Source organism: Luteimonas sp. A478, from assembly GCF_054052025.1.
The window spans coordinates 148,468-163,773 of the sequence record NZ_JBSVRF010000006.1 but is presented as its reverse complement, the minus strand read 5'-3'; the positions used below and the strand labels follow the sequence as shown (position 1 = coordinate 163,773).

The 15,306-nt window shown below is 69.2% G+C and carries 13 protein-coding genes; 9 read left to right on the top strand and 4 right to left on the bottom strand.

The window, feature by feature from the left end:
- From ACW7G3_RS12510 to tkt, 9 genes are all read left to right on the top strand, one after another.
- Window positions 1-1,911, top strand: coding sequence for a type IV pilus secretin PilQ (locus ACW7G3_RS12510; RefSeq protein WP_456983108.1), 1,911 nt, complete (start codon window positions 1-3; stop codon window positions 1,909-1,911).
- A gap of 175 nt (window positions 1,912-2,086) precedes the next feature.
- On the top strand, window positions 2,087-3,088 hold the full coding sequence (locus ACW7G3_RS12505; protein ID WP_456983106.1) for an AAA family ATPase: 1,002 nt from the start codon (window positions 2,087-2,089) through the stop codon (window positions 3,086-3,088).
- 25 nt (window positions 3,089-3,113) lie between these two features.
- On the top strand, window positions 3,114-4,040 hold the full coding sequence (locus ACW7G3_RS12500; protein WP_456983105.1) for a DUF58 domain-containing protein: 927 nt from the start codon (window positions 3,114-3,116) through the stop codon (window positions 4,038-4,040).
- Window positions 4,037-4,498: a DUF4381 domain-containing protein gene (locus ACW7G3_RS12495; protein ID WP_456983103.1), complete on the top strand. Its 462-nt coding sequence runs from the start codon at window positions 4,037-4,039 to the stop codon at window positions 4,496-4,498. The genes ACW7G3_RS12500 and ACW7G3_RS12495 overlap by 4 nt, the downstream gene beginning before the upstream one ends.
- A complete protein-coding gene (locus ACW7G3_RS12490) occupies window positions 4,495-5,571 on the top strand; it encodes a vWA domain-containing protein (protein ID WP_456983102.1) in 1,077 nt (358 codons plus the stop codon). Before ACW7G3_RS12495 ends, ACW7G3_RS12490 begins: the two co-directional genes overlap by 4 nt.
- A complete protein-coding gene (locus ACW7G3_RS12485) occupies window positions 5,568-7,343 on the top strand; it encodes a VWA domain-containing protein (RefSeq protein ID WP_456983100.1) in 1,776 nt (591 codons plus the stop codon). The genes ACW7G3_RS12490 and ACW7G3_RS12485 overlap by 4 nt, the downstream gene beginning before the upstream one ends.
- A 4-nt stretch (window positions 7,344-7,347) precedes the next feature.
- Entirely contained in the window at window positions 7,348-9,000 is a 1,653-nt protein-coding gene (locus ACW7G3_RS12480; protein WP_456983099.1) for a BatD family protein, read from the top strand.
- Between the two features lie 120 nt (window positions 9,001-9,120).
- A complete protein-coding gene (locus ACW7G3_RS12475) occupies window positions 9,121-10,461 on the top strand; it encodes a dicarboxylate/amino acid:cation symporter (protein WP_456983097.1) in 1,341 nt (446 codons plus the stop codon).
- A 121-nt stretch (window positions 10,462-10,582) separates the two neighbouring features.
- Entirely contained in the window at window positions 10,583-12,598 is a 2,016-nt protein-coding gene (tkt, locus tag ACW7G3_RS12470; protein WP_456983095.1) for a transketolase, read from the top strand.
- 59 nt (window positions 12,599-12,657) lie between these two features.
- Here the strand turns inward: tkt and ACW7G3_RS12465 are convergent, their stop codons facing one another.
- The 4 genes from ACW7G3_RS12465 to modA form a co-directional block, all read right to left on the bottom strand.
- On the bottom strand, window positions 12,658-12,972 hold the full coding sequence (locus ACW7G3_RS12465; protein ID WP_456983094.1) for a BolA family protein: 315 nt from the start codon (window positions 12,970-12,972) through the stop codon (window positions 12,658-12,660).
- Window positions 12,973-13,057: 85 nt separating this feature from the next.
- Window positions 13,058-13,678 carry a molybdenum ABC transporter ATP-binding protein gene (gene modC / locus ACW7G3_RS12460; RefSeq protein ID WP_456983093.1) on the bottom strand — a complete coding sequence of 207 codons (621 nt, stop codon included), beginning with the start codon at window positions 13,676-13,678 and terminating at the stop codon, window positions 13,058-13,060.
- Between the two features lie 157 nt (window positions 13,679-13,835).
- Entirely contained in the window at window positions 13,836-14,522 is a 687-nt protein-coding gene (modB, locus tag ACW7G3_RS12455) for a molybdate ABC transporter permease subunit (protein WP_456983092.1), read from the bottom strand.
- Between the two features lie 13 nt (window positions 14,523-14,535).
- A complete protein-coding gene (modA, locus tag ACW7G3_RS12450; RefSeq protein WP_456983151.1) occupies window positions 14,536-15,279 on the bottom strand; it encodes a molybdate ABC transporter substrate-binding protein in 744 nt (247 codons plus the stop codon).
- Window positions 15,280-15,306: the final 27 nt, after the last annotated feature.

The window sequence follows — 15,306 nt, the reverse complement described above, 5'->3', positions numbered from 1 at the left end:
ATGAGCAACGGGCAAGATTCTCGTGCGACGCGTCGCATCCAGCCGGTCCGTTCGGCCACCTTGGGCCTGGCGGTGGGCCTGCTGGCGGCGACGTCCGGAGTGCACGCCGCGCAGTCGCCCGGCATCGCGCCACGGATGGCAGCCCTGCAGGTTGCCATGACGGGAAGCGACCCGGCCAAGCAGCTCCCCGGAGCGATTGCGGTCGATGACATCGACTTCCATCGGGGAGAAGGCGGGTCGGGCAAGCTGGTACTGCGCTTTGACGGTGAAGGCGCGGTTCCGGACATGCGCATGCATGGTGCGAGCGTGGTGATCGAGGTTGGCAACGTCAACCTGCCGAGCGCCATGCAGCGTCCCCTGGACGTGTCGGACTTCGCCACCCCGGTGCGGCGCATCGACGCCGTGCAGAGCGGCACCAATACCCGCATCGTGCTGACCGCGCACGGCGAGTTCGAGCCGATGGCTTACCAGGCCGGACGCGAGTACATCGTCGAGCTGGTTCCCCGCGCCGCTGTGCCGGGACGCGCGGTCGGCGCCGCCGGCGCGGTGGCCACAGGGCAGGCCAGTGCCGCGTCCGCCGGGGAGGAGCGCACCTACTCCGGGCACCCGGTGGTGTTCAATTTCCAGGACGTGCCGGTGCGCACGGTGTTGCAGATGATCGCCGAGGAGTCGGACTTCAACGTCGTCGCCTCCGACAGCGTGACCGGCAACGTCACCCTGCGCCTGGACAACGTGCCGTGGGACCAGGCGCTGGACATCATCCTGCGGGCCAATTCGCTGGACAAGCGCCGCGACGGCAACGTGATCTGGATCGCGCCGCAGAGCGAGATCGCCGCCTACGAGCAGGCCCGTGAAGACGCGCGCGCCAACCTCCAGGACCGGGTCGAGATGGTCACCGAGTACATCCCGATCAGCTATGGCAATGCCGAGGACATCGCCACCCTGCTGACCGATGAAAGCAAGACCGGGCAGGGCGCGGGCGGAGGCAGCGGTTCATCGCAGAGTCGCGGCTTCCTGTCCCAGCGCGGCAGCCTCAGCTTCGATCGGCGCACCAACACCCTGCTGGTGATCGACATCCCGACGCGGGTGGCCGAGATCCGCCGCCTGGTGCAGGAGCTGGACAAGCCGGTCGACCAGGTGGTGATCGAAGCGCGCATTGTGATCGCCAACGAATCGTTTGCCCGTGATATCGGTGCGCGGTTCGGGGTGGCCGGGGCGCACGATCGCAGTGTGGTGTCCGGCTCGCTGGACGCCAACGCCGGATTCATCAATTCGGTCATTGACGGCGAACCGGCCTGGGATCTTCCTGGCAGCCTGAACTTCAACAACCCGGCTGGTCTGGGATCCGGTTCGTTGGCGCTGACCATCCTCGGCAACGCGATCAACTGGAACATGGAGATCTCCGCGCTCCAGCAGGAAGGCCGCGGTGAGGTGATCTCCAATCCCCGCATCGTCACCAGCAACCAGCGCGAGGCGGTGATTCGCCAGGGCCAGGAGGTCGGCTACATGACCGTGACCGGCGGGCAGAGCAACAACGTGCCTACCGTACAGTTCAAGGATGTGCTGCTGGAGCTGAAGGTCACGCCCACTATTACCAACGATGGCCGTGTGTTCCTGGCGATGGAGATCAAGAAAGACGAAATCGCCGGATTTACCGAAATGGCTGGTTTCGGGTCGGTACCGAACCTCAACAAGCGCGAGATCACCACGGCCGTCCTGATCGACGACGGCCAGACGGTGTCGATCGGTGGCGTGTACGAGTTCCGTGACCGCAGCGACATGTCCAAGGTGCCGTTCCTGGCCGACCTGCCGGTCATCGGCAACCTGTTCAAGCGCCGCGGCCGCGACCGCGAAAAGGCTGAGCTGCTGATCTTCGTCACTCCCAAGGTGATGCGCGTCAGCCAGCGCTGAGCGTTGCCAAAGCTGGATCGAAACGGGGCCCGTCGGCCCCGTTTCCTTTTGCGCCGCCGCGGCCCACCATCCGCGCCGCTGCATGGCCGGCGGTTCACCTGCCGGTGAACCTCGCCCGGCGCTTTGGGTCAAACTGGACCATGGTGCGAACGGCGCCGCGAGCCTCCGGTAACAAATGCCCGACTCCCTTCCAGAACAGTCCGACATTCCCCGCCTGCACGACGCGTTCGTTGCCCTGCGCGCCGCGCTTTCGGCCGAGATCGTCGGCCAGGCGGACCTCATCGAGCGCCTGCTGGTGGCGCTTCTGGCCGACGGCCATCTGCTGGTGGAAGGGGCGCCCGGCCTGGCCAAGACCAGCGCCATCCGCGCGTTGGCCGCGCGTATCGATGCGGATTTCGCGCGGCTGCAGTTCACCCCCGACCTGCTGCCCGCCGACCTGACCGGTACCGATGTGTGGCGGCCGCAGGAAGGCCGGTTCGAGTTCCAGCCGGGCCCGGTGTTCCACCCGCTGCTGCTGGCCGATGAGATCAACCGCGCCCCGGCCAAGGTGCAGTCCGCACTGCTGGAGGCGATGGGCGAACGCCAGGTGACCGTGGGCGGTAAGACCTGGCCGCTGCCGGAGCTGTTCCTGGTGATGGCCACCCAGAACCCGATCGAGCAGGAGGGTACGTTTCCCCTGCCCGAAGCGCAGCTGGACCGCTTCCTGATGTACGTGCGCGTGGGCTATCCGGACGCGTCGGCGGAAGCGGAGATCCTGCGCCTGGAGCGGGCGCGGGCGCGGCGCGTGCTCGATCACCAAGCGCCGGCGCCGGTGCGTATGCCGCAGGCGGATGTGTTTGCCGCGCGCGGCGCCGTGCTTGATGTGCACATGGCCCCGCAGCTGGAGCGCTACCTGATTGAGCTGGTGCTGGCTTCCCGGGATGCCGGCCGCTACGACGAGGCGCTGGCCAGGCGGATCGCCTGGGGTGCCAGCCCGCGCGGATCCATCGCGCTTGAACGCTGCGCCCGCGCCCGCGCCTGGCTGGCGGGTCGTGATTTCGTCACCCCGGAGGATGTGCAGCAGGTTGCGCCGGACGTGCTGCGCCACCGGGTGCTGCCCAGCTACGAAGCCACGGCCGAAGGCTGGGATGGTGACCGCCTGGTGGCCGAACTGCTGGAAAAGGTTCCGCTGCCCTGAGGGCGGGCCTTGCAGGGGCGGACGGATGCACAGCAAGCAAAAATCGAAGCCGGAGCAAGCGTACAGCGGGGTGCAGCCCACGCTGGCCGAACTGGTGGCGCTGCGCGCGGCCGCACTTGCCCGCAGGCCGCCGCGCCGGGGACAGCTGGGAGCTGGCCAGGCACCCTCGCCGCTGCGGGGGCGGGGGATGGAATATGCGGAATCCCGGGAATATGCCGTCGGCGACGATGCCCGCCACATCGACTGGCGGGTCACGGCGCGCAGTGGCAAGCCACATACCAAGCTGTTCCAGGCCGAGCGTGAGCGGGTGACCCTGGTGGTGGCGGATACCGCACCGGCCCTGTATTTCGGTACTCGGGTGCGCTTCAAGTCGGTGCAGGCCGCACGTGCGGGCGCGTTGGCAGTGTGGGCGGCAGTGGGTGATGGCGATCGCGTGGCCGCCCTGCGCGGCAGTTCCACGGAGCCTCCGGTGAAACCGGCCGCCGGCCCGCGCGGCGCGCTGCGGGTGCTGGATGCGCTGGTGCGCTGGTACGCACAGCCGCCGCCGGATGACGAAGGCCTGGATGTCGCTCTGGAACACGCGGCGCGGGTGTTGCGACCGGGTTCGCGGCTGCTGGTGCTGGCCGACCCGGCCAGTCTGGCGGCCGTTCCCGATCGACGCTGGCCGGCATTGGCCATGCACAACCAGGTGGTGGTGCTGCTGCCGGTGGACCCGCTGGAGTCCGACCCGCCTGCGGAAACGCTGGCGTTGGAGGTAGACGGCGGGCGGCGGGATGTTGATCTGGGCAGCAGGTCCGGGCGTGCTGCCTGGGACGGCGCCTTCGCCGCGCCGCTTGAGTCCGCGCTCACCCAGTTGCCCCGGTACGGCGTACGGGCGATGGCGCTGCCCTGCGACGGCCCAGGGGACGAGTGGCTGCCGCTGTTCTCCGTTCCAGGGGCCGCCCGCGCATGATTCCCGGCGACGCGCTCCCGCTGCGTGACATCCATGTTCCGTCCGTCCCCGGCTGGTGGCCGCCCGCCCCCGGTTGGTGGCTGCTGGCGCTGCTTGTGCTGGCTGTCGCGGCAGTGATCACAGTGCTGCTGTGGCGCCGGGTGCGGCGCCGGCGGAGTCTGCGGCGGATGTTCGACAGTCACGTGGCCATCGCCGACACGGCGCCGGAGCGCATCGCGGCGATGTCCGCATTGCTGCGTCGCGCGGTGCTGGAGCGCGATCCGGCTGCCGCCACGCTGCAGGGAGACGCCTGGCTTGCCTACCTGGAGCGTGACCCCGCCATCCTCCAGCTTGATGGGGAGTCACGCAGGATGCTGCTGGAGGGAGGCTACCGCCGCGACCTGGGTGATGTGGACCTGCAGGCGCTGCATGAGGCGGCGCGGGACTGCTTCCTGCGCCTGGCCGGAGGGCGAAAGTGAGCGCCTGGCTGCCTGCGGCCTTCGCCGGATTCGCCTGGCCCTGGGCGCTGTTGGCGCTGCCGTTGCCGTGGCTGGCCTGGCGCCTGCTGCCGCCGCGCCGGTCGTCCGGTGCCGCGCTGCGGATGCCCCATGCCGCGCGGCTGGCTGCGGCGTCCGGCACGCCCGGACGCCGGGGACAGCGGGTGTGGAGCTGGCCGCTGGCGTTTGCCGCCCTGGCGTGGGTGCTGCTGTGCCTGGCGGCGGCGCGTCCGCAGCAGCTGGGTGATCCCCAGCAGCCACCGCGGATCGGGCGCGAGCTGATGCTGGCGGTGGACCTGTCGGGAAGCATGGGTGATGAAGACATGCTGCTTGGGGGTCGCCCGGTAGACCGCCTGACCGCGGCGAAAGCGGTGCTTGCCGACTTCCTGGACCGGCGCGAGGGCGATCTGGTCGGGCTGCTGGTCTTTGGTCGCCGCGCCTACGTGCTGGCACCGCCCACCCACGATCTGGATACGGTCCGCCAGCAGCTGATCGACAGCGCCGTCGGGCTGGCCGGCCGTGAAACCGCGATCGGCGACGCCATCGGCCTGGCGGTCAAGCGGCTGCGCGACCGCGACGCCGCGGACGGTGAAGCCGGCGAGCGGGTGCTGGTGCTGCTGACCGATGGCGTGAACACGGCGGGACTGCTGGAGCCGCTGAAGGCGGCGGAGCTGGCCCGGGCCTATGGCGTGCGGGTACATACGGTGGCCTTCGGTGGTGCCGGCGGCGAACTGTCGATGTTCGGCTATCGCCTGCCGATGCCGGGTGGCGGCGATGACATCGATGAAGCCACCCTGCAGGCCGTTGCCGAGACCACCGGCGGGCGCATGTTCCGCGCCCGTGACGCGCAGGAACTGGCGGGAATCTATGCCGAAATCGATCGGCTTGAGCCGGTCGAGCGGCCGGGGCCCGCAGCGCGCCCCCGCGTGGAGGCCTATCCATGGCCGCTTGGCCTGTCACTGGCCTGTGCGCTGCTGGCGATGCTGGGCAGGCATGGCCGCTTGCGGCCCCTCGCATCGCGCGCAGCGGCTTCGATCGCCGAGGCCGGGTCATGATCCAGGCCCTGGCCGATGTGCAGTTCATGCGCCCGCAGTGGTTGTGGCTGCTGCTTGCCCTGCCGCTGCTGGCGCTGTGGTGGCTGCGACGGCGCAGTCGCCAGGATGCATGGCACCGCCGGGTTGACCCGCACCTGTTGCCGCATCTTCTGGCGCCCGGATCGGTGCGCCGGCGGGTGGCAGGCGTGGTGCTGGGCATATCCACATTCGGCCTGGCCATCCTGGCGTTGGCCGGACCGGGGTGGCGCGTGCAGCCGCAGCAGCTGTGGCAGGAAGCATCGCCGCTGGTGATCGCCCTGGATCTGTCCAGCGCCACCGGCGCGGCGGACCTGCAGCCATCGCGATTGCTGCAGGCGCGCGCTGCCATCGGCAGCCTGCTTGAAGCAAGGACAGGCGGACAGGTGGCGCTGGTGGCCTTTGCCGGCAGTGCGCATACGGTGGCGCCGCTGACCGGAGATGTGGACAACGTGGCAATTTTTCTGGATGCGCTGGCGCCGGACATCATGCCCACCGACGGCAGCGACCCGGCGCGGGCTATCGCCTGGTCGGCTAAATTGCTGGAGCAGGCGGGGCTGGAGCGTGGCGACATCCTGGTGCTGACCCACGATGCAGACGGGGGCGCCCGACGCGCCGCCGCCGCGGCTTCGCGGGCGGGTTACACCGTGTCGGTGCTTGGATTGGGGACCGGCGAAGGTGCCATGCATCGCGATGCGCGTGGTCGCCTGGTGCACAGCCGCATGGAGGCAGCGGCACTGCAGGCGCTGGCCGATGCGGGCTCCGGGCGATTTGCGGCGTTGGCCGGAGGCGACGGGGCGCAGGAGTTCGCCGGCCTGGGAAGCGGGGGCCGGGTGGACAGTGCGGGGACCGGCGCAACGGGAAGCATCCGGGCCGATCAGGGTTATTGGCTGCTGCTGCCGCTGATGTTGCTGGCGGCGCTGGCCTTCCGTCGCGGTGGCGGCCTGCTGCTGGTGGTTCTCATGTTGGGCCTGCCGCTGGCCCCGGCTCCAGTCCACGCCCAGACCCAGACCCAAACCGAGACACAAGCCCAGGCCCCGATTCCGGAAGGCAGGGTCCCTGAAGGCGGTCCCCTGGCAGGCAGTCTGTGGCGCCGCGCCGACCAGATCGGTCATGAGCGCGGCATGGCCGCAGTGGATGCCTACCGCCGCGGGGAATACGAAGCCGCCGCCCGAATCTGGGCCGAATTGCCCGGGGTCGACGACGCCTATAACCGCGGCAACGCGCTGGCCCGGGCGGGGCGTCTGGAAGAAGCGCTTGAAGCCTATGACGAGGCGTTGGCGCGGGAGCCTGGTATGGAGGACGCACTGGCCAATCGCCGGGTGGTTGAGGAGGCGCTGCAGGACCAGCCGCCCCCGTCTGGTGATCAAGGCAATGAACAGGGCAACGAAGCGGACCCTGAGCAAGGTGGTGGGGATGGTCAGCAGCCGCCGCCGCAGCCATCCCGGCAATCCGGGAGTGAGGGCCAGCAGGGCGGGACGCAGGATCAGGAAGCAGACCCGGGTCCTTCCGATGCCGATGCCCAGCGGGCAGCGGATCAGGCCCTGCGCGATGAGATCCAGCAGGCGCTGGCAGGGGAAGAGCCACTGGAGGAGGATCCACGGGATGCGCACGAGGCGCTGGACGATACCCGCGAGCAGGAGCGCCGCGAGGCCGCCGAAGCCTGGCTGCGCCGCATTCCGGATGACCCCGGTGGCCTGCTGCGTGCGCGGTTCAGGCTCGAGCATGAACGCCGCGTCCGTCAGGGGGCAGACTGAACCCATGTTTCGCCCGCTGCCTACCGCCCTCCTGTTGATCGCCCTGCTGACGCTACTGTCGGCTTTGCCGGCGCGCGCGGATACCCGCGCATGGCTGGACCGCGACCGGATCGCATTCGGGGAAACGGCCACCCTCAATGTGGAGACCGACCAGGACGGAGTGACCACGCCGGATTGGTCGCCGCTGGATGCGGACTTTGAAGTCAGCGGCCACACCAGCACGCGGCGGGTTGAAGAGGTGAATGGCCAGGCCCGGACGCAGTCGCTGTTCGCCGTGGCCCTGCGGCCGAGGCGCGAGGGCGTGTTCACGATTGCCCCGCTGCAGGTGCATCAGGAACGCACCGCTGCGCTGACCCTGACCGTTGTGCCGGCGGAGAATGTTCCCGCACAGGCCGGGGCCGATGCCTTCATCGAGGCCGAGCTGGATACCGGCCAGGCGTGGGTGCAGCAGGCGGTGGGTTACACGCTGCGGCTGTACTACGCCACGCCGCTGGTATCGGGCCAGCTGGAGCAGTCGCAGCCCGAGGGGGCCGCCCTGCAACGGATTGGTGACGACCTGCAGTACAGCCGTGAGATCGCCGGAAGGCGCTACAGCGTGGTCGAGCGCAGGTTCCTGCTGGTGCCCGAGCGCAGCGGCATGCTGGAGATCCCGCCGGCGCGTTTTCGCGGACGCGGGACCGGGGGGTTTTTCGATGACATGTTCGGCAGCGGTCCGCGCAGCCTGCGCGCCACCGGCGAGCCGCAGCGGCTGCAGGTGCGGCCCATGCCGGACGCGGCTCCCACCCCATGGCTGCCGCTGCGTGGGCTGGAGGCCCGGTTCCTGGAAGCGCCGCAGACGGCACGGGCGGGCGAAGCGCTGGAAGTCGTGGTGGAGCTGCGTGCAGATGGCGCCACCGCGGCGCAGATGCCCCAGCCCGCGCTGCGGGCGGACAATGGCGCCCAGGTGTTCGCCGAGCCGCCCGCGATGCAGGAGCACTTTGACCGCGGGCGGCCACAGGTGGTGCTGACCAGGCGCTTTTCGATCCTGCCCCGGCAGGCCGGACGCCTGCAGGTGGAGGTGCAACCGTTCGAGTGGTGGGACGCACAGGCCGGTGTCGCGCGCACCGTGGCGTTGCCTCCGCTGGTCATCACCGTGGAGCCCGGTGTGGCGGGTGGCGGCCCGGCTTACGTTGCCGGTGACGAACGCTGGATCCGGGTGCCCGGCGTGCAGGGCGAAGTACGGTCCTGGGCGGTGGCGACGGCGGCCTTTGCGCTCCTGTGGCTGGTGACGCTGATGTGGGCGTTGCACCGGCGGCCGGTGCCCAGCCTCCCCCGGAAGGGCGGCTCTGCTGCGCTGCCGACGCTGGGAGGTGCGAACCGGGCCGGGATGCGTCGGCTCAGGCTCAGCCTGGACACCGGCGACCTTGGCGAAGTGGAACAGGCGCTGTGCGGGCTGGCATCGCCACCGGCGGCGGATCTGGACGCCCTTCGCACGCGTCTGGGCGATCCCGCCCAGGTGGCCGCCATCGAAGGCCTGCAGCGCGCCCGCTGGGCCGATGGGGAGCCGGCCAAGGCCCGTGCCGGGGTACGTACGGCATTTGCCAAAGGGCCGCGCTGGGCCAGCGCTGACACCGTGCAGCGCCCGTCCGATCCGGTGCCCCCGCTGTATCCGGAATGATCGCGCCGTGCGCCCCTAAAGCGACAGGGTGACCAAAGTCATGGGCATGATGTGCAGTGCCGGATACCGTTGCGGCTTTGTTAAGCTGCCCGATTCCCGAGTTTCCGGAGTGCAGTGCCAATGACCTCAACCAAGGCGCCCGGTCGCAGCATGCCGCTGCACACCCAGATGTTGATCGGCTTCGCCGTGGGTGCCGTGCTGGGTCTGGCGGCCAACGTGTTTGTCGGCGCCGAGGCGGGTTGGCTGCAGGGGACGATCGAGTACGTGACCGAGCCGATCGGCCAGCTGTTCCTGCGCCTGTTGTTCATGCTGGTGGTGCCGCTGGTGTTCTCGGCGCTGATCCTGGGCGTGGTGGAAATCGGCGATCCGCGTTCGCTGGGGCGGCTGGGCGGCAAGGCCCTGCTGTGGGTGCTGGGCACCACCACCATCGCGGTGGTCATCGGCCTGGTGGTAACCACCATCATGCAGCCGGGTTCCGGCATCGATCCCGCACTGCGCGACGCCTTCATGGCCGATGCGGCGCAGACCGGGTCGGTGGCCATCGGCACGCAGCCCGTCGGCGTGGTCGACATGCTGTTGAACATGGTGCCGCGCAGCCCGGTGCAGGCGGCCGCGGACAATGACTTGATCGCGGTGATGTTCTTCTCACTGATGTTCGGCGTGGCCGCCACCGTGGTGAACAGCGTCGGCACCCGCAGCTTCGTCAGCGCGGTGCAGGGCGTGTTCGACATCAGCCTGAAGCTGATCGACTGGGTCATCCGCACCGCCCCGTATGCGGTCGCCGCGCTGCTGTTCACCCTGACCGCGCGCATGGGCCTGGACCTGATGGTGCAGCTGGGCTGGTTCGTACTGACCGTGGTGGTGGCATTGGGTCTGCACTTCACCGGCACGTTCTCGATCCTGATTGCGACGCTTGGCAGGCGCAACCCGATCGAGGTGTTCAAGCGCGCGCAGCCTGCGCTGCTGACCGCGTTCTCCACGTCATCCAGTGCGGCAACGCTGCCAACCTCGCTGAAGGTGGCCGAGCACAACCTCGGCGTGCCCCGGCGAGTGGCCCGTTTTGTCTGCACATTGGGCAGTACCGTGAACATGAACGGCACCGCGCTCTACGAGGGCGTGACGGTGCTGTTCCTGGCCCAGCTGTTCGGCGTGGACCTGACCATGACCCAGCAGGTCATGATCCTGATCATGTGCATCATGGGTGGGATCGGCGCGGCCAGCGTGCCAGGCGGGTCCTTGCCGGTGATCGCGGCGATCCTGGTCATGTTCGGCATCCCGGCCGAGGGTCTGGCGATCATCCTCGGCGTGGACCGGTTCCTGGACATGTGCCGGACTGCGGTCAACATCGGCGGCGACATGGCCGGGGCCGTGGTGATCGGGCACAGCGAGAGTCGTTACGACCAGGATGACATCAGCCTGGATGAGGTCGACCCCGCTCCGGCCGAATCCGGTCAGGCTTGAGCGCAGGACCGGGTCCTGCGCCTCCGGGCGGTTGCACCTGCAGCAGGGCAGGCGACCGGCGCTCATGGGACAATATGCGCCCCCGAACCCCCGGGGCGCCGTCCACTACCTGCCGGATTCCATGACCCAGCCGACTCGCCGCGAACTCGCCAACGCCATCCGTTTCCTCGCCATTGATGCGGTCGAGGCCGCCAGCTCCGGCCATCCCGGCATGCCCATGGGCATGGCCGACATCGCCGAGGTGCTGTGGAACGATCACCTGAGCCACAGCCCGGCCAACCCGAAGTGGTTCAACCGCGACCGCTTCGTGCTGTCCAACGGGCACGGCTCGATGCTGATCTACGCCCTGCTGCACCTGACCGGCTATGACCTGCCGATCAAGGAGCTGAAGAATTTCCGCCAGCTCGGCCACCGTACCCCGGGGCATCCGGAAAACTTCGTCACCGACGGCGTGGAAACCACCACCGGGCCGCTCGGCCAGGGGCTCGCCAACGCGGTTGGTTTCGCGCTGGCTGAAAAGCTGCTGGCCCGGCGTTTCAACCGGCCGGGCCATGAGATCGTCGATCACCGCACCTGGGTGTTCCTCGGCGACGGCTGCCTGATGGAGGGCATCTCGCACGAGGTCGCCTCGCTGGCCGGCACCTGGGGGTTGGGCAAGCTGGTGGCGTTCTGGGACGACAACCGTATTTCGATCGACGGCGACACCGCCGGCTGGTTCACCGATGACACCCCGGCCCGGTTTGAAGCCTACGGCTGGCGCGTGATCCGTGGCGTTGACGGCCACGACCCGGAGGCCATCCGCACCGCGATCCAGACTGCGGCCGCCAACGATGACCGCCCGGTGCTGGTCTGCTGCCGCACCACGATTGGCTTTGGCTCGCCCAACAAGGCCGGCAGCGAAGCCACCCACGGCGCGCCGCTGGGCGCGGACGAGATCGCCGCCACGCGCAAGCAGCTGGGCTGGGAACACGGTCCGTTCCAGATCCCGCAGCCGGTCGCCGAAGGCTGGGACGCGCGTGAGGCCGGCAGCGAGCGTGAAGCGCGCTGGAACAGTGCTTTCGACGCTTACGCCAAGGCCCATCCGGAACTTGCCGCCGAGCTGCTGCGCCGCTCACGTGCCGATCTGCCGGAAGGGTTCGCCGCCGCGGCCGATGCCTACATCGCCAAGCTGCAGGCAGAAGGCCCCACGGTGGCATCGCGCAAGGCCTCGCAGATGGCGATTGAAGCCTACGCCCCGCACCTGCCCGAACTGGTGGGCGGATCGGCCGACCTGGCCGGCTCCAATCTCACCATGTGGAGCGGCAGCAAGGACGTGGCCGGCAGCTACGGACCCGATGAGGGCCGGGACGCCAACTACGTGTACTACGGCGTACGCGAGTTCGGCATGACCGCGATCAGCAACGGCCTGGCGTTGCACGGCGGCTTCCTGCCGTATGACGCCACCTTCCTGGTGTTCTCCGACTACGCCCGCAACGCGGTGCGCATGAGCGCGCTGATGGGTGCCCGGGCGATCCACGTCTATACCCACGACTCGATCGGCCTGGGCGAGGACGGCCCGACCCACCAGCCGGTGGAGCACTTGGTTTCGCTGCGGGCCATTCCGCACAACGACGTCTGGCGTCCGTGCGATGCGGTGGAATCCGCGGTGGCATGGAAGGCGGCTATCGAGCGTCACGACGGACCCGGTTGCCTGGTGTTCTCGCGCCAGAACCTGGCCCACCAGGCCCGCACCGACGAGCAGGTCCAGCAGATCGCCCGCGGCGGCTACGTGCTGGCCGATGCCGAAGGCGGCAAGCCGGAGGTCATCCTGATTGCCACCGGTTCGGAGGTGGGCATCGCGATGGAGGCCAAGGCCGCGCTCGACGCCGCCGGCACGCCCACCCGGGTGGTGTCCATGCCGTCCACCGACGTGTTCGACCGGCAGGATGCGGCGTATCGCGAATCGGTGCTGCCCAACGCGGTGCGCAAGCGGGTGGCGGTGGAAGCAGGGATCACCGACTTCTGGCGCAAGTACGTGGGTCTGGACGGGGCGGTGATCGGCATCGACCGCTTCGGCGCCAGCGCTCCTGGCGGGGTGCTGTTCAAACACTTCGGATTCACCGCCGAGGCGATCGTCGAGGCCGCCAAAGCGCTCTGAGCCCGGTACGAAGCAGTACCGGAAAGGGCCGCCACGTGCGGCCCTTTTCTATTGGCGTATCAGGACTTGGCGTCGTGCTGGCTGCCGCCGCGGCAGCGCGGGGACTCGGGCGCCGCGCCCTGGGCGGCCCATTCTTCGGCGGTGTAGGCGTGCAGGGCCAGCGCGTGGATCTCCTGCATCAGCGGGCCGAGCGCGGCGTAAACAGCCTGGTGGCGGCGCACGCGCATCTTTCCGGCAAACGCATCGCTGACGACGACCGCTTTGTAATGGGTTTCCAGCCCGCGGCTGTGCATGTGGCTCTCGTCCAGCACCTCCAGATGGATGGGGGTGAGGGCCTGCAGGGCGTTTTGGATCTGCTCAAGCTTGGTTTTCATGGCGCCATTATCGCCCATGGGTGCCGGCGGTCCGGCGCGGGCTTACGAGTGGGGGCCGCTGGACGAGTAGGCCCAGAGCCTGGCTTCAGTCGAGCCTGTGGATGGCTGAAGCCAGGCGCCGGACCTCTTCAGCGTGATGGCTGACGTAGAGCATCGGCAGGCGGATCTCGTCACGCACCCGCAGCAGCCACGGGATCAGTTCTTCGCGCCGGGCCTCGTCAAGGGCCGAAAGAGGCTCGTCAAACAGCAGCAGCTCCGGCTGCGAGAGCAGGGCACGGCCGATTGCCACCCGCTGCGCCTCACCGCCGGAAAGGTTTGCGGTGCGTCGCTGGAGCAGGCTGCCAATGCCGAGCAGCCCGACGACCGTATCAAGGTCAAACCGCCGCGCCTGCCCGCGCGCGGCGTGGCGGCCATAGAGCAGATTGCCGCGCACATCCAGGTGCGGGAACAGGCGCGCATCCTGGAACACATAGCCCACCTGGCGGCGGTGGGCAGGAAGGTTGATGCCGCGCGCGCTGTCGTATAGCACCCGTCCATCGACTTCGATGCGTCCCGCCTGCGGGCGCAGCAGGCCGGCGATGGCGTTGAGCACCGAGGTCTTGCCAGCACCGGAAGGCCCCACCAGGGCGAGGATGCGCGCATCCTCCTCGATCCGCACGTGGCGCTCGAAGCCCCCGCGACGCAGCTGGATGTCCACGCTCAACATGGGCTCCCCCCTGTAGGAGCGCGCCATGCGCGCGAAGCCGCGTGAATTCTGGTGGCAGGGGAAAGCCGCGTTTCCGGGAGCAATGCCGCGAATGACGCTGCGCTGGCGGAATTACTTTCCGCGGCTTCGCGCGCATGGCGCGCTCCTACGGAAACTCTCATGGCTCGTCCTCGCGGCCGCGCTGGCGGCGCACCAGCCACTCTGAGGCGAGCAGGGCGGCGAACGAGATCAGCACCGAGATCGCCGCCAGGCGCCAGATCGCGGCTTCGCCGCCCGGTACCTGCATCAGCCCATAGATCGCCGTGGAAATCGTGCGCGTCTCCCCCGGAATGGCGGACACGAAGGTGATGGTGGCGCCGAATTCGCCCAGCGCCTTGGCAAAGCCGAGCACCGCGCCGGCCACCAAGCCGGGCCAGGCCAGCGGAAGGGTGATGGTGTAGAACCGGCGCCAGGGCGAGGCCCCGAGGGTGGCCGCGGCCTGTTCCAGCCGGCGATCGACGTTCTCGATCGACAGGCGGATGGTGCGCACCATCAGAGGGAAGCCCATGATCGCCGCGGCCAGCGCGGCGCCGGTCCAGCGGAAGGCGAACTCCAGCCCAAAGCGCCCGAGAAACTGGCCAACCGCGCCCTGGCTGCCGAAGGTGACCAGCAGCGCATAGCCCACTACTACGGGAGGCAGCACCAGCGGCAGGTGCACCAGCGCATCGAGCAGGGCCTTGCCGGGGAAGCGCTTGCGGGCAAGCAGCCAGCCGACCGCCACTGCCAGCGGCAGGCTGGCCAGCGCGGCAACGCTGGCCACCCGTACGCTCAGGGCGATGGTGGTCAGTTCCTCGGGCGTGAACATGCTCGCGGCTGACTCAGTGGTGGGTGAAGCCATGGCGGCGGAAGATGTCTCCGGCCGGGGGCGAGGACAGCCATTGGATGAATCCGGATGCGTCCTGGTGGCTGCTCGTGGCCACCCGCGCAACCGGGTACACGATCGGTGGATGCGAGTCGGCCGGGAAGGTGGCCACCACCTGCACCCGCGGCTCGGCCAGGGCGTCGCTGCCGTAAACCACGCCCAGCGGGGCTTCGCCGCGCACGACCAGCATCAATGCCGCGCGCACGCTGTCGCCCTCGGCCACGCGGGGTGCCAGCGCCGGCCACATGTCCAGCGATTCAAAGGCCTGGCGCGCATATTTTCCCGCCGGGACGCTGTCGACCAGGGCCAGGGCGAGGCGTCCCTCTCCCAGTCGTGGCAGCAGGTCGGTCCCGGCTTCCAGTGCCACGGGCGTCACGTCGCCACGGGCGGGTGCCACCAGCACCAGGTCATTGCCGAGCAGGTCACGGCGAGTGCCGGAATCGACCAGCTGCTGGCGCTCAAGCCAGTCCATCCATTCCTGATCGGCAGAGATATACACGTCGGCCGGTGCGCCCTGGGCAACCTGCCGGGCCAGGGTTGAACTGGCGGCGTAGGACACCCGCAGCTGTGGTCCCCCGGCGGCGTTGTAGGCATCGGCGGCTTCGTCGAGGGACTCCTTGAGGCTGGCAGCGGCGAATACCACCAGCGCTTCCTGTTGCGGGGTCTGCGGCTCGCCGCGCCCGCCACAGGCGACGAGCATGCCGATGAGGCCCAGCGTCAGCGGCAG

Bases quoted from the DNA above. Each gene is read 5' to 3' on its own strand.
- ACW7G3_RS12510 (WP_456983108.1), top strand. From the start codon at position 1: ATGAGCAACGGGCAAGATTCTCGTGCGACGCGTCGCATCCAGCCGGTC.
- ACW7G3_RS12505 (WP_456983106.1), top strand. From the start codon at position 2,087: ATGCCCGACTCCCTTCCAGAACAGTCCGACATTCCCCGCCTGCACGAC.
- ACW7G3_RS12500 (WP_456983105.1), top strand. From the start codon at position 3,114: ATGCACAGCAAGCAAAAATCGAAGCCGGAGCAAGCGTACAGCGGGGTG.
- ACW7G3_RS12495 (WP_456983103.1), top strand. From the start codon at position 4,037: ATGATTCCCGGCGACGCGCTCCCGCTGCGTGACATCCATGTTCCGTCC.
- ACW7G3_RS12485 (WP_456983100.1), top strand. From the start codon at position 5,568: ATGATCCAGGCCCTGGCCGATGTGCAGTTCATGCGCCCGCAGTGGTTG.
- ACW7G3_RS12480 (WP_456983099.1), top strand. From the start codon at position 7,348: ATGTTTCGCCCGCTGCCTACCGCCCTCCTGTTGATCGCCCTGCTGACG.
- ACW7G3_RS12475 (WP_456983097.1), top strand. From the start codon at position 9,121: ATGACCTCAACCAAGGCGCCCGGTCGCAGCATGCCGCTGCACACCCAG.
- tkt (WP_456983095.1), top strand. From the start codon at position 10,583: ATGACCCAGCCGACTCGCCGCGAACTCGCCAACGCCATCCGTTTCCTC.
- ACW7G3_RS12465 (WP_456983094.1), bottom strand. From the start codon at position 12,972: ATGAAAACCAAGCTTGAGCAGATCCAAAACGCCCTGCAGGCCCTCACC.
- modC (WP_456983093.1), bottom strand. From the start codon at position 13,678: ATGTTGAGCGTGGACATCCAGCTGCGTCGCGGGGGCTTCGAGCGCCAC.
- modB (WP_456983092.1), bottom strand. From the start codon at position 14,522: ATGTTCACGCCCGAGGAACTGACCACCATCGCCCTGAGCGTACGGGTG.
- modA (WP_456983151.1), bottom strand. From the start codon at position 15,279: ATGCTCGTCGCCTGTGGCGGGCGCGGCGAGCCGCAGACCCCGCAACAG.